Here is a 21,223-nt window from a genome sequence, read left to right on the forward strand (position 1 = left end):
TCAGGCCGGTTGCAGCTTTTGCTCGAACACCGAGATTCCATCGAGATCGCGCAGCGTCACCGTCAACTCCGCCGTCTGCCCATCAATCTGCACTTCACCAAAAAACTGAAAACCCGCAAACGGCGAGGTGTTCTGTGCCGGTGGCGCCTTTTGGAATACCACCTGCGGGCCAAAGGTTTTATCCAGTGGGTTGGGCCCGAAACTCCCGGCATTCAACGGCCCCGCCACAAACTCCCAGAACGGCTCGAAATCCTGGAACGCCGCGCGGTCAGGGTGATAGTGATGCGCCGCACAGTAATGCACATCGGCCGTCAGCCACAGGTGGTTGCGCACCTTGTGCTCATGCAGGAACCCTAGCAGTTCGGCGATCTCCAGCTCACGCCCTTGCGCCGGGCCAGGGTCGCCATTGGCGATCGCTTCCCAACGCGCCACGCCGGGGCTGACCTCACCGTCGGGCACGCCCAGGCCGATAGGCATGTCGGCGGCTACCACCTTCCACTGCGCTTGCGATGCCTTGAGCCCGCGCTTGAGCCAGTCCAACTGTTCACGACCAAGGAAGGGTTTTTCAGCGCCCAGGTTGTCGTCATTCGGCCCGCGATAGCTGCGCATATCCAACACAAACACATCCAGCAGCGGCCCATAACTGAGCTTGCGATAAATGCGCCCGCCACCGTCGGCGCTCTGTCGGCGCATGGGTGAATATTCCAGCCAGGCCTGGCGGGCACGGCCCACCAAGGTATTGATGTCGCGGGTCTGGTAACGCTCATCCAACTGCTTGCTCGATGACCAGTTGTTGATCACCTCGTGATCGTCCCACTGCCAGATCTGCGGTACCTCGGCATTGAAGCGGCGCACGTTTTCATCCAGCAGGTTGTAGCGGTAATTACCGCGATATTCATCGAGGGTTTCCGCGACTTTGCTTTTGGCTTCAGTGGTAATGTTGCGCCAGATGCGCCCGCCTTCAGTGGTGAGCTGCGCGGGGACCGGGCCGTCGGCATAGATGGTGTCGCCGCTGTGGATAAAAAAGTCTGGCAGGCGCAGGCGCATGGCTTCATAGATGCGCATGCCACCGATGTCCGGGTTGATGCCGAAGCCTTGGCCGACGGTGTCGCCGCTCCACACAAAACGGATATCACGCCGCTGTTGCGGCACGCTACGCAGGTGCCCGAACCAGGGTTCACTGGCAATGCCGGTCTGGGCGTCTTCGAAATGCACGCGGTAGAAAATCGCCTGATCAACCGGCAGCCCGGTGAGCTCGACACGGGCGGTAAAGTCGGTGCGGCTGTCGGCCAGGGGCGAGACGAATCGGCGCGGGTTGCTGAACACGCTGCGGGTATCCCACTCCACTACCATCTTCGCCGGGCGGTCACTGCGGCTCCAGATCATTGCGCGATCGCCCTGCAGGTCGCCCGATTGCACGCCGTCAGTGAGTTGCGGTCGGTCCTTCACCGAAGCGATCACCGCAGGCGCCAGGCCCGGCAACAGCAGGCCAGCGCCCACAGCTTGCATCACGCGGCGGCGACCGAGATCGAAATGGCTCATGGAGGTGCCCTCTTGAGTATCAAAAGGGCCACTAAAGCATGATGGGATGAAGCGCAGATGACAGGCTACAACTGTAGGAGCGAGCTTGCTCGCGAAAAACGTCAACGATCACGCGGGCTTGCTGAATGAACGCGGCGCCTGCGAGTTCTTCGCGAGCAAGCTCGCTCCTACAGGGTATTTGGGCTTGCCCCCACACTTTTACTGGTCAGGCAGTCACGGCCAGCTCGGCCGCTTCCGGTCGCTTGAGCACGGCATACACCAAGCCGGTCAACACACTGCCCGCCACAATCGCCAACAAATACAACAACGCATGGTTCATCGCATTCGGAATCACCAACACAAACAACCCGCCATGGGGCGCGGCGAGTTTGCAGCCGAAGTACATCGACAGCGCACCGGTCAACGCGCCACCGGCGATGCTGGCGGGGATGACGCGCAGCGGGTCTTTGGCGGCGAAGGGAATCGCGCCTTCGGAGATAAAGCACAGCCCCAGGATCATCGCCGCCTTGCCGGCCTCGCGCTCGGTCTGGGCGAACTTGCGCCGGGCCAGCAACGTGGCGATGCCCATGCCAATCGGCGGCACCATGCCGGCGGCCATGGTCGCGGCCATCGGCGCGCCGCTCGACGCGGCCAGCAGGCCAACCGAGAACGCATAGGCCGCCTTGTTGATCGGCCCGCCCAAGTCCACGCACATCATGCCGCCGAGCAGAATGCCCAGCAGCACCGCGTTGGTGGTGCCCATGGTGCTGAGGAAATCCGTCAGGCCCGTGAGCAAGCGGGCGACCGGTGGGCCCACCAGGTAGATCATCACAAGCCCGGTAAACAGGCTCGCCAGTAACGGGATGATCAGGATCGGCTTGAGCGCTTCCAGGCTCTGGGGCAGTTGCACTGCGCGGCTGATCAGCTTGACGCAATACCCGGCGACGAAGCCGGCCAGGATGCCGCCGATAAACCCAGCCCCCAGCGTCCCCGCCAGCAGCCCGCCGATCATGCCGGGCGCAAGGCCAGGACGGTCGGCAATCGAGTAGGCGATGTAGCCCGCCAGCAACGGCACCATCAACAGGAACGCCTGGTCACCCACGGATTTGAGCGCCGCAGCCAAGGTGCCGGGCTGCTCGAAAGCATGGATGCCGAACACAAACGACAAGGCGATCAGCAACCCCCCCGCCACCACCATCGGCAACATATACGACACGCCGGTGAGCAGGTGTTTGTAGACGCCGGTTTTCTCCGCCTTGGCCGGTGCACCGCCGGCCGCGCTTTCCACCGCGCCTTCGGCCAGGGCTTTGTTGAGGATGGCTTCGGATTGCTTGAGGGCAATGCCGGTGCCACAGCGGTAAATCTTCTTGCCGGCGAAACGCTCGGTGGCCACCTCGATATCGGCCGCCAGCAACACCACATCGGCATCGGCAATCGCTTGCGGGCTCAACGGCGTGCGGGCGCCCACCGAACCTTGGGTCTCGACCTGCAGGTCATAACCCAGGCGCTGAGCAGTCTGCTGCAAGGCTTCGGCGGCCATGAACGTGTGGGCCACACCGGTGGGGCACGCGGTAATCGCGACGATACGCGGCGCAGCCTTGGCCGCCACCGGGGCGGCGTCGGCGACATACATCTGGGCTTCTTCGGCGCCCCGGCGCAGCACGCCTTCGACATCCGCCAACGCCTGGGCCGGTGTGCTCTGGAACACACGCTTGCCGACAAACCGCTGCATCTCCACCGGGGTACTGCTGACCAGCAGCACCCACTCGGCATCATCAATCGTCGCCTGGGACAACTGGCGCTCCGGGCGCTGCGCATCGACGACTTCAACACTGGTGTGCAAGCCCATGCGCTGGGCGGCGGCGTCCAACAAGCGGGCGCACAGCACACTGGTGACCATGCCGTTCGGGCAGGCGGTAACAATGGCTAACTTCATCAAAAACCCTCTTATTGTTCTGTCAGCGTGCGCACATCGACGCCGCTTTCGAGATGCGCCAACTGCGCGTCATCGCTGATGCCAAAACCGATCTGTGTCACCGCCATCGCGGCAATCGCCGTGGCCCGGCGCAAGGTGTGCTCCGGCGTATCGCCACTGAGCAAACCGTTGAGCATCCCGGCCAGCAGCGAGTCGCCGGCGCCCACGGTACTGGCCACTGCCACCTTGGGCGGCGTGGCGTGCAGCGCCGCACCCGGGCGGTACCAGGTCACGCCTGCGGCCCCATCGGAGACCACCACATGTTCGACGCCTTGCTGATGCAGGCGGCTGATGGCATCGGTGGCGTTACCCAAGGCCTCGGCCAACTCTTCGGTATTGGGTTTGACCAGCCACGGGCCAACCTCCAACCCCAGGCGCAGCGCTTCGCCGCTGGTGTCCAGGGCGACTTTCAAACCGAGGTCCTTCAACGCCTCCAGCAGACCTTTAAACCACTGCGGGCTGACGCCGCGCGGCAAGCTTCCGGCCACCACGACCGCATCGAACTCCGGGCCAATGATCGCGACCATCTTGAGCAGCGCTTTTAGCGCCTCTTCAGTCACCAGCGGCCCCGGTGCATTGATGTCGGTGACACGCCCATCCTGTTCGGCAATCTTGATGTTGCTCCGGGTTTCGCCGGGAACCCGGATGAAGGCATCGCCAAACCCACGGCGCTTGATCAGCGCATTGAAAGCCTGGGGGTTGGCGCTGCCGAGGAACCCGCCCACGCTGACGTAATGGCCCAGGTCCGCCAGCACTTGCGCCACATTCACGCCCTTGCCGGCCGCGTGGGTGAGCATCGCTTCACTGCGATTGACCTCACCGGGTTGCAGGTGCGCCAGACGTACCGTGAGGTCCAACGCCGGGTTCAGCGTCAGGGTCAGAATATTCGCCATCTACACGGCCTCCACTAGGGCACGCACTTCAGCGGGCGAACCCACCGCCAGTGCTTGTTGCGCCAGGCCCTGGGCCTCGCTCAGACTGAATTCACGCACCCGCGCCTTCACTTCAGGAATGCTGCGGGCCGACACGCTCAACTCATCCACGCCCAGGCCGACCAGCACCGGCACCGCCAGCGGGTCCGCCGCCAACTCGCCGCACACGCCTACCCATTTGCCGTGGGCATGGGCGGCGCGCACGGTGATGTCGATCAGTTGCAGAACTGCCGGGTGCAAGCCATCGGCCTGGGCCGACAGGGTCGGGTGGCCGCGGTCGATGGCCAGGGTGTATTGGGTCAGGTCGTTGGTGCCGACGCTGAAGAAGTCGACTTCCTTGGCGAGGACCGGCGCCAGCAGCGCGGCTGAGGGCACTTCGATCATGATCCCCAGTTGCAGGTCTGCCACTGGGATCTCCAGGCGCAGGCGCTCGGTCATGTCCCGGGCGGCGCGCCACTCATCCACGCTGCCGACCATGGGGAACATGATGCGCAGCGGGCGGTTGTCTGCTGCACGCAGCAATGCGCGCAGTTGCGCTTCCATGATCTGCGGGCGTTGCAACGTCAGGCGAATGCCGCGCACACCCAGAAAGGGGTTTTCCTCTTCGGCGATCGGCCAATAGGGCAAAGGCTTGTCGCCGCCCACATCTAGGGTGCGCACCACCAACGGGCGACCATTGAGGCCGTCGAGTACGCGACGGTATTCGGCCTCCTGAGTGGCCTCGTCCGGCGCCTGGGGGTGGGCCATGAAAATCAGTTCGGTGCGCAGCAGGCCAATGCCTTCGGCGCCCTGCTCCACTGCGCTGGCCACCCCGGCGCTTTCGCCAATGTTGGCGAACACTTCCACGGCATGGCCGTCACGGGTCAGCGCCGCTTCATGGCGCTGGGCCGATGCGGCTTGCAAGCGCTGTTCGCGGCTGTCGCGCTCCACGGTGGCCCGTTGCAGAATAGCGGCGTCGGGGTCCACATGCAGGCGACCACGCTGGCCATCGAGCAACAGTGGCGTGCCGGCGTTGAGCAATAACACCGCAGCGCCAGCGCCGACCAAGGCCGGAATGCCCAGGGCGCGGGCAACAATGGCGCTGTGAGCGGTGGCGCCGCCCCGGGCGGTGAGAATGCCGGCAACGCGGGCCGGGTCCAGGCGCGCCACGTCCGAAGGGCCGACCTCTTCCATCACCAGGATGTAGGGCTCGCTCGGTTCCTGCACGCCCTGGACGCCGCACAACTGGGCCAGCACGCGCCGGCCGATGTCACGCAAGTCGGCAGCACGCTCGGCCAGCAAGGCATCCTGCAAGGCTTCCTGTTGCTTGGCGGCGGCTTCGATCACGCTCATCCAGGCGGCTTCGGCGCTTTCGCCCTGCTTGAGGCGGGTGTCGACTTCGTCGGTCAGTTCCGGGTCGTCGAGCATTTCCTGGTGGGTAATGAAAATCTCGCGGATGGCCTTGGCCTGGCTACGCTCGATCAAGCCCTGGATATCCGTGCGCACGTCGCTCAAAGCGGTGTGCAGGCGCTGGCGTTCGGCGGCGGCGGATTCACCCCGTAGCGGGTAATCGAACACCTGCGGCACCTGGATATGAGCCGGGCCGATCGCGATACCCGGCGCGGCGGCAATGGCCTGGAGTTGGCTACCGCTCAGTGGCGCGCTGAGCACCGGTTCGATATCGACCTGTGCGGGCTGTGCGCTCACCGTGGGCAAGGGCTCGACCTCTTCGCCAAGGCCCTCTTGCACGGCGGCCAAGAGGGCGGGCAGCGCATCGCCGGCCACCGTCGGCTCGGCCACAAACTCCAGCACCTGGCCACGACGTGCGCCGAGGCTGAGCAACTTGCTCAGGCTTTTGACCGACACGGCGCCCACCGCGCCATCGACGATGCGTACGCGGATATCGCCGTCAAAACTTTTCGCCAATTGCGCCAGGATCTTGGCCGGGCGCGCGTGCAGGCCGTGGGCGTTGGCCAGGGTAATACGGGCGCTGGGCCAGTCCGGCGGCAGTTCACCGCCCAGCACTTCCAGCACCGCGCGGCTGCTGGTGGCGCGTCCCAACTCGTGGCCGCGCCCTTCAATCAGCAAGGCACACAGGCGTTCAAGCAGGGTCTGGTGCGCTTCACCGAGGCTCGCCAGGCAGAACAGGCCGTGCAAGGGCTGGCCGAGGTAACGCATAGGTTTGTCCGGCGTCACAAAGGCCAGGCCCGGGCGCTTGACCGTCTGCTCGCTGTGCAACCACCACAGGCCATCGCCCAGGGGCAGCGCGTCGACTTGCTGCAATACGGCGGCAAAGCCATTGCTCACGCAGTCGGCCTGGCGCAGCAGGCGCGCACCGCGCCACACCAACTCTTCAAAATCATCGGCCGACACGCCCAGGCTGATCATCTGCGCATCCAGCGCCAGTTCCTGGGGCGCGCCTTGCAACAGTTTCAACAGCGCTTCGGCACTGCCGGCACGGCGCAACGCCTGGCCCAGGTCGGTTTCACCGAGGGCACGGGTGAGCAGTTGCAACAGGCGCAGGTGTTCATCGGATTTAGCCGCGATGCCAATCGCCAGATAGACGATCTGGCCATCGCCCCAGTCCACCCCTTCGGGGAACTGCAGCAGGCGCACACCGGTGGAAAACACTTGGTCGCGGGTTTCTGGCGTGCCATGGGGGATAGCAATGCCTTGGCCGAGAAAGGTCGAACCTTGGGCTTCACGGGCTTGCAAGCCACTGAGATAACCTTCGGCAACCAGGCCATCGGCCACTAATTTGTCAGCGAGCAGGTGCAAGGCAGCAGATTTATCCACAGCCACCTGGCCCATGGATATCTGCTCTACAGTGAGCTCAAGCATGCCGTTCTCCTAGTTAGTGCGACAGGCGCACTAGGTATTGTTGTAGGTAAATATGATCAAAATTAACTGACTGAGCGGTCAATTGGCAGTGGTCACTCAGTAGCGAACATCGTAAAAATACGCTTGCTGAAACGTTTAATCTAGAATTTATGGCAGATTACGCGTTAATTACGCAAGCTTGAAGGGCCACTCGGCGCTTGCTGTGGGACATTGGTCGAATGCTGGAATCGGTTACGATTGGACAAAATGTCGGGGCGAGCGCCAAAAAACAAGGAAATCCCGGTTTGAAACTCAGTGATATCGCACGTCTGGCCGGTGTGTCCGTTACCACCGCCAGCTATGTCATCAATGGCAAGGCCGAACAGCAGCGCATCAGCAACGCCACCGTTGAGCGTGTGCGTGCCGTGGTCCAAGCCCATGGCTTTACCCCCAACCCTCAAGCCGCGGGGCTGCGCAGCCGGCATACGCGGACCTTGGGGTTCATCCTGCCAGACCTGGAAAACCCCAGCTACGCACGCATCGCCAAACTGCTGGAACAAGGTGCGCGGGCGCGCGGCTATCAGTTACTGATCGCCAGCTCCGATGACGAAGCGGACAGCGAGCGCCAACTGCTGCAACTGTTCCGGGCGCGGCGTTGCGATGCGTTGTTCGTCGCCAGTTGCCTGCCGGCCAGCGATGACAGCTATCGCGAGCTGCAGGCCAAGGGGCTGCCGGTGATTGCCATCGACCGGGAGATGGAGCCGAACCAGTTCTGCTCCGTGGTCAGCGACGACCACCAGGCCTGCCAGCAACTCACTAGCAGCCTGCTGCAACCGTTGCCCAAGCAGATCGCGCTGATCGGCGCACGGCCCGAGCTGAGCATCAGCCAGGCGCGTACCGCCGGTTTCCGCGATGCGCTGCAAGGCTTTACGGGCGAAGTGATCATCGAACAGGGCGAAGCCTTCAGTCGTGACTGCGGCCGAGAGCTGATGGAGCAATTGCTGCAACGCCTGGGGCATCTGCCGGACGCGCTGGTAACCACCTCCTACGTACTGCTCCAAGGGGTGTTTGATGCGCTGCATGACTTCCCTCTCAAGTCACGCCCCCTGCGCCTGGGCACCTTCGGCGATACCCAGTTGCTGGATTTCCTCCCGCTGCCGGTCAACGCCATGGCCCAACAACATCAGTTGATTGCCGAGACCGCCCTGCGCCTGGCCCTGGCCGCCGTTGAAGAAGAACAGTACCAACCCGGCGTGCATGCGATTGGCCGGACCTTCAAGCAGCGTATCCTCGAGGCCTGAGCGTGGAGCTGATCGACACCCACACGCACCTGGACTTCGAGGACTTCGACCAGGATCGCACGCACGTCCTCGCCCACAGCCGTGACCTCGGCGTGCGGCGCCTGGTGGTGCTGGGGGTGTACCAGAAAAATTGGCAGCGGCTATGGGACTTGGTGCAACAGGACGAAGGCTTGTTCGCCGCCTTCGGCTTGCACCCGGTGTATCTCGATGAGCATCGCCCCGCCGACCTGCTGGAGCTGGGCGACTGGTTGACGCGCCTGCATGGCCACCGGCAACTGTGCGCCGTGGGCGAAATTGGCCTGGATTACTTTCTTGAACAGTTGGACCACGAGCGCCAGCAACCGCTATTTGAAACCCAGCTGAAACTCGCGGTGGATTTCCAGCTGCCGGCCCTGCTCCACGTTCGCCGCAGCCACGCCGCGGTAATTGCCACCTTAAAGCGTATCCGCCTGCCCAGAGGCGGCATCATCCATGCGTTCGCCGGCAGCGTTGAAGAGGCACGCGAGTACATCAAACTCGGGTTCAAACTGGGCCTGGGTGGCGCTGCCACCTGGCCCCAGGCCCTGCGCATGCACCGGGTACTGGCCCAATTGCCCCTCGACGCCGTGGTGCTGGAGACCGACTCGCCGGATATGGCCCCGGCCATGTACCCCAACCAGCGCAATAGCCCGCAGCACCTGCCAGACATCTGCACGGCCCTGGCCGAGCGCATGGGTATCAGCCCTCTATTGCTGGCTGAGGCGAGCACACGCAATGCGTGCGAGCTGTTCAACTGGTAGCGCACTGATGGCCTGCAAGTTCAAGGTCATTGTCTGGCGATGACGGGCGTAGCGCACCACCCGCAAATGGATCAACACCGCGACCAGTGAAATGTTGAACTGCGCGATGACACTGAGCAGCCCCAGCCACTCGGCGACCAAGGCCACCAGCAAGGTCGCGCACGTCAGCATGATCATGCTCGGCCGCACCAGCGCCCATTGGTCCAGGGCCCTGAATTGGCGCAACTGCTTGACGCAGCCCAACTGCAACCCGCAGTGGCAATACATACAGTCAAATGGCACATCGATTGCGATGGCGTTCAGTTGCCAAGGCTTGAGTTCAAACGTCATGTTGCACTGGGCGCAATGCCCCCTGATACCGATTGCGGCGGCCATCGTTTTGTCCCCTCGTGACCGTGACGGATGAAATAAATTTTCACCTATTCACGCCCCGATAAAACACGCATCGGTAAATCAAGACATGGGCCACAGGGCCCGTGGCTCCGCCCTTCAGAACCTCCCTACACCCGAAACGCACCAATCAATTGCTTCAACTCAACCACCTGGGTTGCCAGTTGTCGACTGGCCGCTTCCGTGTGCTGGGCGCCTTGCGCTGCATGCTCGCCAGCACGGTTGATTTCGACAATGTTCTGGTCGATGTCGTGGGCGACCGCCGTTTGCTGCTCCACGGCGGCGGCGATTTGCTGGTTCTGATCGACGATCATCCCAACTGCCCCCAGGATATTTTCCAAGGCTTGCTGGACTTTTTCCGACTGCCCCACCGTGCCATTCGCCATTTCATGGCTGCTGCCCATGGCCTTCACCGCCGCGCCCACGCCGCTGTGCAAGCGGCTGATCATCTGCTCGATTTCCTCGGTGGAGTGCTGGGTGCGCCGAGCCAGGGTGCGCACCTCGTCAGCCACCACCGCAAAACCACGCCCTTGGTCACCGGCGCGCGCGGCTTCGATGGCCGCGTTGAGCGCCAGCAGGTTGGTCTGCTCGGCAATGCTCTTGATCACTTCCAGGACGCTGCTGATGGACTGGCTGTCGGCAGCCAGTTGGTTGATCACCCGCACCGATTCGTCAATCTCCGCCGCCAGGCGGGCGATGCCGCCTTGCTGGGATTGCACCAGCGCACGCCCGGTGACCGTTTCATCATTGACGCTCTGGGCACTACTGACCGCCGCCGCCGCGCTGCGCGCCACCTCTTGGGCAGTGGCGGACATCTGGTTCATCGCGGTCGCCACTTGTTCGATCTGGCTGCGCTGGCCGGACACCGCCTGGTTACTCTGTGCCGACACCGCCTGCACCTGGCCGGCCTGCAACTCCACCTGGCTGACCGTATGCCCAACACGTTCGATCAGGTCATGAATCTTGGCCACGGTGCCATTGAACACCTGGCCCAAGTCGCCCAGCTCGTCGCGGCTTTGAGCAACGAAGGTAACCGTCATGTCACCTGCCGCCACTTTGTCCATCATCGCCCCCAGGCGGCGCAAGGTGGTACGAGTGGAGACAAAGAAACCGGCATAGAGATAGAAAATCAACGCAAACACCGCCGCCAGGGCCGTGACCAGCAACACCATGTGCAGGCGGTTTTGCGCCAGGCGTTGCTGCAACTGCTGCCCGAGGAACGCCAGGGTGGCGTCATCCAATTGATAGGTCTTGGCCATCAACTGGCTGACGCCGTCATAAAAACCCTGCCAAGACGTATCGAGGGTCTCGGCCATCACCACCTGCTCTTCAAAAAACTCGCTGCCTTGCTTGAGGCTGGCCCGGCTGGCTTGCGCCGAAACGTCGAGGGCTGCATGCGCGGCCTGGCTGGCGCCCAACGCGTCCTGCAGCTTCAAGCCATATTCCCCGTGGAGTTTTTCCAGCTGCTGCAGCAGTTCGTCAAAACGGGTGCTGGAGGATGAATTGATGAAGCCCTGCCCCAGGGAGTACGCGCCCATCGCACGGCCTTCGCCCAAGGCCTGGGTGACTTGAGGGGTGACGGTGGTGACCAGGTCGCTGAGCTGGCGCAGATCACTTTGCGGATCACGGCTCAAGCCGGCTTGGCTGGCAATGATCTGGCTGAACATCTGGGCCTGGTTGAGTAACTTGCCGATCAACGCCGCTTTGTTGAGCAACGAGGTTTCCTGTTGCTGGGCCTTGAACGCAGCGATCAGCTCATCGCGCTTACTGTCGAAGACGGCAACTTGCTCGGGCTGGGTCGCGATGGCGCGCAAGCCTTGCAAGCGCTCCACCACACTGGCTTCCAAGGCGCTGATCCTGGTCTCCAGGTCTGCTGCTTTGCCGGACTGGCCGAGGGTGGCATTGATCTCTACCTGGTTGTTGAGGGTTTCCAGATCGCGGCGCAACGCCAGGCTGCTGCCGAGCAGGTCGAGACTCTGCAGTTCGACCCGGGTGCCCTGGTATTCGCGCCACGAATCGCGCACCAGGTAATAGTTGGTCGCCAGCATCGGCAGCAGGAACAGCACGCTGATCAGGCTGAACTTCATGCCGAAGCTCAGGCGGTTCATCAGCACGACGGCGGGATAGAGCAAGCTCTTCACAGGTGACCTCCCCTTCTTTTATTTTTATTGAGGCGCAGGGCGGCGGCAGATAGCCACTATTGGGCGCGCTATCTGTATAGCTCAATTCGAAAGGGAGTTTTGTAACGTAAGGTTAACGGCGTGTCTGGAGGCCAAATGTGGCAAGGAGAAAGCCCTAACGCCATGTAGGAGCGAGCTTGCTCGCGAAAGACTCACAGACGCCGCGTTTATTCAGGAAGCACGCGTTATCTTTGACGTTTTTCGCGAGCAAGCTCGCTCCTACCATCAGGGCAACACCGTCCAGATCGCAAACCCGGCATACCACAGCACCGCCGCACGCAGCAGCAGTTCCCACAGGCGATCCAGGCTGTTGATGCCATCGGCCCCCACCACTGGCGCAGGAATTTCCGCGGCGGCCAGGCCGACTCTTTCCACCAACTGTGCCGCGCTGATGTCCCAGCTCAACAGTTCGTGAAGCATCACACGGCTGACCCCGACGAAATTGCCCACCAAGGCAAAGCTGGCCGCCAGCAGGCGTACCGGCAACCAGTCAAACGCGTGGCGCAATTGCGTGGCGCGCTCGGCCACCAACGGGTTCTGGCTGTTTTCGCTGGCCAGTGCCAACAGGCGGTAGGCCAGGGCGGCCACCGGGCCCAGCAGGAAATACCAGAAAATCACCGCGAAAAAGCTTTGATACGCCTGCCACAGCAGGTAGCCCTGGACGCGCTCCAACAATTGCTCGCCACTGTCGGCGCCAAGTTTGAGGTCGCGTTCGGCCACATGCTCGGCCGCTTGCAGGTCACCGCGCCGCCAGGCATCGCGAAACGGCCCCAGCCCCGCCAATAGATCGCCACGGCCCAGGCTGTAGATCACCACCAGCAAGTGCACCGGCAATGCCAACAGGCCATAGGCCACCGGCTCCAGGACCAGCAACAACAATGCCAGCAATGCCACCGGCAGCAGCACCAATATCAGCAGGATCAACCAAGGGCGCTTGCCCATGCGCGGGCTCGATTCCAGCTTGGCCAGCTCACGCAGCCATCCACCGTCGCGCTGCAACCGCAGGCGCAGGGCCGAGAACTTCTCGATCCACACGGCCAGCACCAACACCAGGAAACTCATCGTTCGTGTCCTCCATCCTGCAGGGCGCTGCGAAAGCGCGCCCAATCAAAAGCGGGGCCCGGGTCGGTCTTGCGCCCCGGAGCGATGTCGCTGTGACCACAAATACGTTGGCGGGTGATATCTGGGTATGCGGCCAGCAGTTGGCGTGTCAGGTCGATCAGCGCCGCATACTGGGCATTGGTAAACGGTAGGTCATCCGTGCCTTCCAGCTCGATTCCCAGAGAAAAATCGTTGCAGACCTCGCGCCCTTCAAAGACGGAAATACCGGCATGCCAGGCGCGGTCGCGGCACGAAACAAATTGCGTCACAGTGCCGTCACGTTCAATCAGAAAATGCGCAGACACTCGTAGGCTCGCAATCCCTTCAAAATAGGGATGCTCTGAGACATCCAGGCGGTTTTGGAAAAATTCCTGCACCTTGCCGGTGTTGAACTGCGCCGGGGGCAAACTGATGTTATGCACCACCAACAGCGAGATTTCGCCTTCAGGGCGCTCGTTGAAGTTGGGCGAAGGGCAATGACGAATGCCCTGGCACCAACCGCTGGCGGGGTCCAACTGCATACAGGCTCCTTGAATGATAAGAGGTGTGACCAGTATGCCGCGTTCCACCCTGCGGTTGCGATCACTTGCCGCGATTGAGTTGCCGCAGGTTGTCCACCACCGCTGCCAGCGCACGCTCGAACAGCGGGCCATCATCCAAGGCGTGCAGGACGCCCTGCTTGAACGCCAGCGCTAACTGGCCCGCGCTTTTCTCCAACACCTTGAGGCCGGCGCGGCTGACAAAAACATAGGTATCGGCGGGCGGCATGATGGCGGTCAATTTGCAGCGCAGGGTACCGGCTTCATTTTGCTGCAGCGCTACCCAGGTACCGGCTCGCAACTGCTTGGCTTTGAGCAGGTCGGGGTCATCATGGGGCAGTGGTTCGTCGGCACCCGGCGGGCCAGCCCCCAGGATAAAAGGCTCACGGACTTCAACCAGCACCTCGTCGTCGAGCGGCTGAACATGCATGGCCTGCAACCGCAGGAAGAACTCGCGGGTACTGAAAGGATCGAAGGCCGCACCGGCCAACCCGTCACGCAAGGCCTTGAGCAGCCCGGGTAATTGCTCGAGCAAACGCCGGCCCGCTTCGGTGTCTTCACGCAGGCCGACGCTCCAGATCAATTCATCCACGGTGCGCAGTGCCGCCTGCCACTGCAGCGATTGTTCACCGTGCTTGAGAACGGCCACTAACAGCACCTGGCTCCAGGCCTGCTGCACAAATTGCAGCACCGATGGCGGCAAGGTTTTGCCCACGAGCCGCCGATTGAGCACGTGCGCCACACGCTGGCGCGCCACCTCGACCTGCAGGCGCTCTTGCTCGGCGTCACGGGTGTGTCGCTCAAGTCGCTCGCTGCGCTTGCGCTCCTGGGCTATGAATGCGCTGAACGTGGTGAGCAACTGGGAGAAAATCGCCGGGTCTTCGACGAACTCATTCAGCACACGCTGTACGAGTTGCTCGATACACAGATAGAGGTTGTCCCGTGGGTGGTCATGGGGCGGGCTCCAGCCGATGACGGCGCTCGCCATGTCATTGAGCAAGCGCCGCGCCGGATGCTCTGCGCAACTGAACAGGCTCTTGTCCAGCACCGCCACTTTCAGCAGCGGGATCTGCAAGCGAGCGATCAGCGCCTTGAAAGCGTCCGGCACACCGCTGTCATCGAACATGAACTCAAACAGCATGGCGACCAGATTGGTCACATCTTCGTCTGCCTCTTCTAACACCCTCGACTTGCCGCTTTTGACGCTGCGCCGGGTCAGCAACTGTTCCAGCTGGTTGCGCAGGTCGAAATCGTCCTCGCCACCGGGCTCCGGGACATATTGCTGCAAATGCGACAACAGCCGTAGCAGATCGCGGGTGGCAATCGGCTGCGGCTCGGCACTGGCTTCAAGGGTCGGGGCCACGCTGCCACGCACGGCTACCAGTAACTTTTGCAAGGCACTGAACGCTTGCTGGCCGCTTTTATCCAGCGGCGGGTCGGCCATCGTTTGGCTGGTGTAATGCTGGTGCTCCCGGGCCTCGCGCCCGCCAGCTCGACGGGACGGGACCGTCTTGAGTTGCGGCAATACGCCGGTGGCGATCAGCAATTGGTTGGCCTCGCCATACAACAGGTCGGCATCACTGAGCACGTATTTCTCAAACAGCTTGAGCATGACCAGCTTGACGCGAATCTCCACCCCCAGGCTGCGCCCTGCTTGCAGGAAAAACTCACAAAGCCGCGCAGGGCCCAAGGGGTTTTCAGGGTCCTCCAGGCGCCTGCCGAGCAGTTCACTCAAGCGTGCGTCCAACTGCCCCAGGGCCAAGCCATCACGATGCCGCACCCGACCGAGCATCGCCTCCAGAGCCACGGCTTTTTCCACATCATCCGCGCTGGTGCCGGGTGCCGCCTCATAAGACACCAGCGGCACCAGGTGTGCACCGCTGCACCGGGCCTGGCCCAGGTTGGCGAACGCCACAAACAGCTGCTCCATGAACACGCGCTCGAAGTTCTTGCGCTTGAGGCGCAGGTCGCGCATGGCCTCGAGAAAAATATGATGGTCGACGGTGCTACGGGCCTTTTCGGCCATTTCGAACAGGGTGTCGTCGGCGTTATCGAACAGCTCCTGCAAGCCTTGCTGCAGCTGTTGCGCAGCCTTGTCACGCACCTGCAGCAACACCACCGGCAGGCGCGCGAGCGGCGATGGCGTGGCCTGTGCCCTGTTGATAGGCACCACCTTCCCGTCATTGTGCATCCTGGCCTCCTGAAACGGCGGTTTTGAGCGGTGGAGAGACGGAGCGCAGGCCTGGCAGGCACTGCAAACACCCGATCACCACCAGGACGTCAAAGCTATGACGCCAATTGCAAGGCGCGAGATTATCTTGCAAACGAGGGCAGTTGCGCCAGCACACTCTGACTTTGTGCGGTAAATGAGTGGCGAGCCTGGGTTAGAACGCACGCTGGCCCTATAATCGAGGCACTTTGTTTGTGGAGCCTGTTATGCCGAACCTCCGTCTTGCCGACCTCACCGCCGAAATCGAAGCCAACGTGCGCCGCGCACTGCTGGAAGACATCGGCAGTGGCGACATCACCGCGCAGTTGATCCCGGCCGAACGGCTGGCCAAGGCCACGATCATTACCCGTGAGGCGGCTGTTATCGCCGGCACGGCGTGGGTGGATGCGGTGTTTCGTCAACTGGACCCACGGGTCGCTGTGCACTGGCAGGTGGCTGATGGTGAACGAGTGAGCCCCAACCAGGCGTTGTTCCACCTTGAGGGCCCGGCCCGCTCGCTGCTCAGTGGTGAACGTAGCGCGTTGAATTTTCTGCAATTGCTGTCAGGGGTTGCCACCCGTGCGCAATTTTTGGCGGACTTTGTCGCCAGCACCCAGGTCAAGCTGCTGGACACCCGCAAGACATTGCCCGGCCTGCGTTTAGCGCAGAAATATGCGGTGACCTGCGGCGGTTGCCACAACCACCGTATCGGGCTGTATGACGCGTTCCTGATCAAGGAAAACCACATCGCCGCCTGCGGTGGTATTGCCCAAGCGATCACCGCCGCCCACAAGATCGCCCCGGGCAAGCCGGTGGAAATCGAAGTGGAAAGCCTGGAGGAATTACGCGAGGCCCTGGCGGCGGGTGCCGACATCATCATGCTGGATGAACTGAGCCTGGAAGACATGCGCGAAGCCGTGCGCCTGAACGCAGGCAAGGCCAAACTGGAAGCCAGCGGCGGGATCAATGAAACCACCTTGCTGCCTATCGCTGAAACCGGCGTGGACTACATCTCCATCGGCGCGATGACCAAGGATGTGAAGGCGGTGGATCTGTCGATGCGCCTCAGTATCTGAGAAGTTGCGAGCGGTAAGCTTCAAGCTGCAAGAAGGCTGCGGGACAACTTGCAGCTTGAAGCTCGCGGCTGCTTTTAAACTACAAGATTATTCATCTCGCAGTACTCGTCCCAATCGACACCCAGCACCTCGGCTGCCTCTTTGTGCAAGGCCAACCGCGCGGCTTCGAACTCTTCCGGCGTCGAGGTGTACTTGAGGGTCAACTCCCAAGGCTGGTAGCCCTGACTCTCGGCCTCATCTTCGAATGCCCACTGAATCTGGTCGCGCTGATCGTCGGCACTCAGGTCCTTGATCTCTTCTTTAAGCTGCGGCGTCGCTTCAAGGTAATGCTTGAGCGCTTGTTCGTGCCGTGCTTCCTGGGTCATCTCAGTCGTGGTCATGTCGTTCTCTTAGATCGAGGAATGGGAATGCATCTGGGTCTTCAAGGTTGCGCAGATACAAAAGAGCGGGGGCAAATGCCCGGCTCACCTGGCCTTCAGAACCATTCTGGGATCATCTGAAAACATTGCCGTTGAAACAGTGGTGCCTGTGGTGCCCGAGACAGGAATCGAACCTGCGACCTTCGCGTTACGAGTGCGCTGCTCTACCGGCTGAGCTACACGGGCGGTGGGCTAAAGCTAGCACTGCATTGGGCATGCAGCAACCAACTCGCTCACCGCCCAGCGACTGTCACGCGCCGTTGGCGCCGCAGCCCTTGGCAGCATACTGAGCCTCTACCGTGGTGGCACAGCTCCAGCCGGTGGTGGCGCTGCGGGTCAAGGTGATGGTCTTGCCCAGCACGGGCGCGGGTGCATCAAGGATTTCACAACGCAAGGTACCTGCGCCCGAGGCCACATCGCCTGTCACTTCGATGGTGCAGTTGGCGGTAGGGCTTGTGCCCCCGATGAGGGCCAGGGTTGGCACGGTGCCCTGGTTGATGGCGTCCTCGTAGCCGGCCTTTAGCGCGCTGATTTCAGCCAACCCCGCCGTGAACTTGGCCTTGGCCTGGTGCTTGGTGTACATGGGCAGACCGATGGTGGCCAAAATGCCGATGATTGCCACGACGATCAATAATTCGATCAAGGTAAAACCTTTTTGACGCATCTCTTTCACTCTCCAGAATAGAACCATGACAAGGCGCATCCTGCGCCCCGTAGTGTGCAACGGCGCCAGTGTACTCATCCCCACGCAGCCGTTCGCCTGCAAGACGCACAATCTGACATTTTATCGCCCAGCGCCAGCCTGCCCGAATTCGCCACCTGACTAAGCTATAAATTCTTCACGACCTGGGTGCGCCAACCTCACATGAACGACACGTCGACAATCTATGCCTGGGAAGGCATCAACCGCAAAGGCCGCCGGGTTTCCGGGCAAATCGCCGGGCATAACCTTGCGCTGATCAAGGTACAACTGCGCCAGCAAGGGATCTGCCCTGAGCGTGTGCGCAAGAAATCTTACGGTTTACACATCTTCAAGACGCGAATAACGCCCGCAGATATTGCCCTGTTCACCCGCCAGTTAGCCACCTTGCTCAAAGCCGGCATCCCGCTGCTGCAAGCCTTCGACATCATCAGCGAAGGCGTCGAAAACCTACAGCTGCGCGAACTGGTGAAGGCGTTGAAACAGCACATTGCCAGCGGCCACCCCTTGGCCACTGCCCTGCGTCAATATCCCCGCTACTTCGATGAGTTGTATTGCAATCTGGTAGCAGCTGGCGAAATAGCCGGCGCCCTGGAAACCTTGCTCGAGCGCGTGGCGATTCATCTGGAAAAAAGCCAACGGCTCAAAACCAGGATCAAGAAAGCCATGACCTACCCTGTCGTGGTACTGGTAATTGCCACAGGGGTGAGCACAGTGCTGTTGATTCACGTTGTGCCGCAGTTCCAGAACCTGTTCGCCGGGGTCAACGGCCAATTGCCGGGGTTTACCCTGGCGGTCATTGCGCTCTCGGAACTGCTGCAGCAGGCGTGGTGGATGCTGGGGCTGGGCGTGGGCGCCATAATGGTCGCTGGGCATCACGCCTATCGAACTTACCCGGGCTTTCGCCATTGGTTGGCGGCGGGTTTGTTGAAAGTGCCCGTGGCAGGCAAACTGCTGCACAAATCTGCGGTTGCTCGCTACGCTCGCACACTTTCCACCACCTTTGCGGCGGGCGTCCCTCTGGTACAGGCATTGGGTTCGGTGGCCGGCGCCGTCGGCAATGGCCCCTTCAAACAGGCAATCGAACGTATGCGCCACGATGTATCCACAGGCATGCAGCTGAATCAATCGATGCATAACAGCGGCCTGTTCCCAGGCATGGCGATCCAGATGACCGCAATCGGGGAGGAGTCCGGCACCCTGGACCGCATGCTGGAAAAAGTCGCGAACCACTACGAGTCAGACGTGGATACCTTGGTCGACAACCTCACCAGCCTGATGGAGCCGCTGATCATGGTCGTATTGGGAGGGGTTGTCGGCGCGCTGGTAGTCGCCATGTACCTGCCGGTGTTCCAATTGGGGACGGCGTTTTGAGCCTGCTGCTGAGCGAACATCCCTGGGCGTTTGTTGGCCTGGCGCTGGTGTTGGGCCTGATCGTCGGCAGCTTCCTCAATGTGCTGGCGTGGCGCCTGCCCAAAATGCTCGAGCGGGAATGGCGTGCCCAGGCCCACGAGATTCTCGACTTGCCAGCCGAGCCCGGTGGGCCGACCTATAACCTGATGCACCCGAACTCCTGCTGCCCGTACTGCAATCAACCGATTCGGCCTTGGGAAAATATCCCGGTGCTCAGCTACCTGCTGCTCCGGGGGCGTTGTGCCCACTGCCGCGAGCCCATCGGCCTGCGTTACCCCCTCACCGAACTCGCGTGCGCGCTGATCTCAACCGCTGTCGCCTGGCACTTCGGCTTCGGCTGGCAAGCCGGCGCGGTGATGCTGTTGAGTTGGGGCTTGCTGGGCATGAGCCTGATTGATCTGGATCACCACCTGCTGCCGGATGTGCTGGTGCTGCCGCTGCTATGGCTGGGGCTGATCCTCAACAGTGCTGACCTGCTGGCGCCACTGCCCGATGCACTGTGGGGCGCGGTCATCGGCTACATGAGCTTGTGGTGCCTGTTCTGGCTGTTCAAGCTGGCCACCGGCAAAGACGGCATGGGCCATGGCGACTTCAAGTTGTTGGCCTTGCTGGGAGCCTGGGGCGGCTGGCAGATTCTGCCGATGACCCTGCTGATGGCCTCGCTGCTGGGCGTATTTGCCGGGCTGATCCTGCTGCGTTTGCGTAAGGCCCAGGTGTCAGCGCCAATGCCGTTTGGCCCCTGCCTGGCAATTGCCGGCTGGATTGCATTGCTCTGGGGTGGTCAAATAACCGACTTCTATTTGCAGTCTGTCGGTTTCAGATGACCACTTCTGTTGCAACACCCTGGATTCTTGGGCTCACGGGCGGCATTGGCAGCGGCAAAAGCGCTGCGGCCGAGCACTTTATCAAGCTGGGCATCGACCTGGTGGATGCCGATCATGCCGCGCGCTGGGTGGTCGAGCCTGGCCGCCCTGCCCTGGCACGCATCGCCGAACATTTCGGCGCCAGCGTGCTGCAACCCGACGCCCAGCTGGACCGTGCCGCGCTGCGCAAACTGATCTTTGAGATCCCAAAAGAGCGTCTGTGGCTGGAAGCCTTGCTGCACCCGCTGATCGCCGAGGAAATTCGCAGCCACCTGGCACGCGCCCAATCGCCCTACGCGATCCTGGTGTCGCCGCTGCTGATCGAGTCCGGACAGTACAGCATGACCCAGCGCATCCTGGTGATCGACGTGCCGCAATCGCTGCAGATTCAGCGTACCCTGCAGCGCGACGGCATCAGCGAACAACAGGTGCAGGCGATTCTCAAGGCCCAGTCCAGCCGCGAAGACCGCCTGAACCATGCCGATGACGTGCTGGTCAACGATAAGGACCTCGCCTGGCTGCACGGCGAGGTCGAGCGACTGCACCACTTTTACCTTACTTTGCGTGGAGGCCGATCATGAGCCAACCCTTGACCGTCGACTGCCCAACCTGCGGTGCACCCGTGGAATGGAAAGCGACCAACCTCAACCGACCGTTCTGCTCGGACCGTTGCAAGCTTATCGACCTGGGCGCCTGGGCCGCTGAAGAACACAAGATTCCCGTGGCCCCTGACGCCGAAGATGAACTGTTTTCCGAAGACCTGCCGCCGCGCCACTAAGGCCGCATAAAGGCATAATCCTGCTGGTCGTCGAGGTTTTCTGCAAGGTATTGCAACTCGTCGGCCAGGTCTTCAAAACTGCGTACCCCCTTGCTTTGCTGCACCACCGCACTGAGCATGGCGCGCAAGGTCAAGCCGGGGTCAAAACCGATTTCCTGCGCTGCATCCTGGCTTCTGCGCAACTCCTGCCGTGCCCACTCGTACACACTCATGATCCGTGCTCCTGAAAATTTTGCAGAGCATGGACC

General features: G+C 61.9%; 19 protein-coding genes and 1 tRNA gene. 7 read left to right on the top strand and 13 right to left on the bottom strand.

Annotation, left to right across the window (positions count from 1 at the left end):
• From HBO10_RS05385 to ptsP, 4 genes are all read right to left on the bottom strand, one after another.
• Positions 1-1,542 carry an alkaline phosphatase D family protein gene (locus tag HBO10_RS05385; RefSeq protein ID WP_096143135.1) on the bottom strand — a complete coding sequence of 514 codons (1,542 nt, stop codon included), beginning with the start codon at positions 1,540-1,542 and terminating at the stop codon, positions 1-3.
• A 205-nt stretch (positions 1,543-1,747) separates the two neighbouring features.
• Positions 1,748-3,457: a PTS fructose-like transporter subunit IIB gene (locus tag HBO10_RS05390; RefSeq protein WP_034126266.1), complete on the bottom strand. Its 1,710-nt coding sequence runs from the start codon at positions 3,455-3,457 to the stop codon at positions 1,748-1,750.
• A gap of 11 nt (positions 3,458-3,468) precedes the next feature.
• Positions 3,469-4,389, bottom strand: coding sequence for a 1-phosphofructokinase (gene pfkB / locus HBO10_RS05395; RefSeq protein WP_034126265.1), 921 nt, complete (start codon positions 4,387-4,389; stop codon positions 3,469-3,471).
• The gene (gene ptsP / locus HBO10_RS05400) at positions 4,390-7,248 is read right to left on the bottom strand and encodes a phosphoenolpyruvate--protein phosphotransferase (RefSeq protein WP_034126264.1); all 2,859 of its coding nucleotides are present in this window, start codon (positions 7,246-7,248) and stop codon (positions 4,390-4,392) included.
• A gap of 284 nt (positions 7,249-7,532) precedes the next feature.
• On the opposite strand from ptsP, the gene cra reads away from it, so the two are divergent.
• Both cra and HBO10_RS05410 read left to right on the top strand, forming a co-directional pair.
• Positions 7,533-8,528: a catabolite repressor/activator gene (gene cra, locus HBO10_RS05405; RefSeq protein ID WP_034126263.1), complete on the top strand. Its 996-nt coding sequence runs from the start codon at positions 7,533-7,535 to the stop codon at positions 8,526-8,528.
• A gap of 2 nt (positions 8,529-8,530) precedes the next feature.
• Positions 8,531-9,307, top strand: a complete 777-nt coding sequence (locus HBO10_RS05410; RefSeq protein ID WP_034126262.1) for a TatD family hydrolase — start codon at positions 8,531-8,533, stop codon at positions 9,305-9,307.
• Here HBO10_RS05410 and HBO10_RS05415 read toward each other — a convergent pair.
• The 5 genes from HBO10_RS05415 to HBO10_RS05435 all read right to left on the bottom strand — a co-directional run bounded on the left by HBO10_RS05415 (position 9,254) and on the right by HBO10_RS05435 (position 15,708).
• Positions 9,254-9,682, bottom strand: coding sequence for a hypothetical protein (locus tag HBO10_RS05415; protein ID WP_034126261.1), 429 nt, complete (start codon positions 9,680-9,682; stop codon positions 9,254-9,256). The two genes, HBO10_RS05410 and HBO10_RS05415, sit on opposite strands and share 54 nt — an antisense overlap.
• Before the next feature lie 125 nt (positions 9,683-9,807).
• Positions 9,808-11,838 carry a methyl-accepting chemotaxis protein gene (locus HBO10_RS05420; RefSeq protein ID WP_034126260.1) on the bottom strand — a complete coding sequence of 677 codons (2,031 nt, stop codon included), beginning with the start codon at positions 11,836-11,838 and terminating at the stop codon, positions 9,808-9,810.
• Positions 11,839-12,102: 264 nt separating this feature from the next.
• Positions 12,103-12,939, bottom strand: a complete 837-nt coding sequence (gene ampE / locus HBO10_RS05425) for a regulatory signaling modulator protein AmpE (protein ID WP_034126259.1) — start codon at positions 12,937-12,939, stop codon at positions 12,103-12,105.
• Positions 12,936-13,499, bottom strand: coding sequence for a 1,6-anhydro-N-acetylmuramyl-L-alanine amidase AmpD (gene ampD / locus HBO10_RS05430; protein WP_034126258.1), 564 nt, complete (start codon positions 13,497-13,499; stop codon positions 12,936-12,938). Before ampD ends, ampE begins: the two co-directional genes overlap by 4 nt.
• Positions 13,500-13,560: 61 nt before the next feature.
• The gene (locus tag HBO10_RS05435; protein ID WP_169921944.1) at positions 13,561-15,708 is read right to left on the bottom strand and encodes a DUF1631 domain-containing protein; all 2,148 of its coding nucleotides are present in this window, start codon (positions 15,706-15,708) and stop codon (positions 13,561-13,563) included.
• A 245-nt stretch (positions 15,709-15,953) separates the two neighbouring features.
• Between HBO10_RS05435 and nadC the strand changes: the two genes are divergently transcribed.
• Positions 15,954-16,802 (top strand): carboxylating nicotinate-nucleotide diphosphorylase, encoded by an 849-nt coding sequence (nadC, locus tag HBO10_RS05440; RefSeq protein ID WP_034126256.1) that lies wholly within the window; start codon positions 15,954-15,956, stop codon positions 16,800-16,802.
• 74 nt (positions 16,803-16,876) lie between these two features.
• Here nadC and HBO10_RS05445 read toward each other — a convergent pair whose 3' ends face one another.
• From HBO10_RS05445 to HBO10_RS05455, 3 genes are all read right to left on the bottom strand, one after another.
• Positions 16,877-17,182, bottom strand: coding sequence for a DUF6388 family protein (locus tag HBO10_RS05445; protein ID WP_034126255.1), 306 nt, complete (start codon positions 17,180-17,182; stop codon positions 16,877-16,879).
• Between the two features lie 149 nt (positions 17,183-17,331).
• Positions 17,332-17,407, bottom strand: a tRNA-Thr gene (locus HBO10_RS05450).
• A 64-nt stretch (positions 17,408-17,471) separates the two neighbouring features.
• The gene (locus HBO10_RS05455; RefSeq protein ID WP_034126254.1) at positions 17,472-17,885 is read right to left on the bottom strand and encodes a pilin; all 414 of its coding nucleotides are present in this window, start codon (positions 17,883-17,885) and stop codon (positions 17,472-17,474) included.
• Positions 17,886-18,086: 201 nt separating this feature from the next.
• On the opposite strand from HBO10_RS05455, the gene HBO10_RS05460 reads away from it, so the two are divergent.
• The 4 genes from HBO10_RS05460 to yacG are packed head-to-tail and all read left to right on the top strand — an operon-like array spanning position 18,087 to position 20,975.
• Positions 18,087-19,295: a type II secretion system F family protein gene (locus HBO10_RS05460; protein ID WP_034126253.1), complete on the top strand. Its 1,209-nt coding sequence runs from the start codon at positions 18,087-18,089 to the stop codon at positions 19,293-19,295.
• Complete coding sequence (locus HBO10_RS05465; RefSeq protein ID WP_034126252.1) at positions 19,292-20,158, top strand: A24 family peptidase; 867 nt, start codon at positions 19,292-19,294, stop codon at positions 20,156-20,158. The genes HBO10_RS05460 and HBO10_RS05465 overlap by 4 nt, the downstream gene beginning before the upstream one ends.
• The gene (coaE, locus tag HBO10_RS05470; protein WP_034126251.1) at positions 20,155-20,778 is read left to right on the top strand and encodes a dephospho-CoA kinase; all 624 of its coding nucleotides are present in this window, start codon (positions 20,155-20,157) and stop codon (positions 20,776-20,778) included. The genes HBO10_RS05465 and coaE overlap by 4 nt, the downstream gene beginning before the upstream one ends.
• Positions 20,775-20,975: a DNA gyrase inhibitor YacG gene (gene yacG, locus HBO10_RS05475; protein ID WP_003188437.1), complete on the top strand. Its 201-nt coding sequence runs from the start codon at positions 20,775-20,777 to the stop codon at positions 20,973-20,975. The genes coaE and yacG overlap by 4 nt, the downstream gene beginning before the upstream one ends.
• Here the strand turns inward: yacG and HBO10_RS05480 are convergent.
• Entirely contained in the window at positions 20,972-21,187 is a 216-nt protein-coding gene (locus HBO10_RS05480; protein WP_034126250.1) for a hypothetical protein, read from the bottom strand. The two genes, yacG and HBO10_RS05480, sit on opposite strands and share 4 nt — an antisense overlap.
• Between the last annotated feature and the right edge of the window lie 36 nt (positions 21,188-21,223).

This window comes from Pseudomonas sp. WS 5503, assembly GCF_012985385.1.
In the GTDB taxonomy this organism is placed as follows: Bacteria; Pseudomonadota; Gammaproteobacteria; order Pseudomonadales; family Pseudomonadaceae; genus Aquipseudomonas; species Aquipseudomonas paracarnis.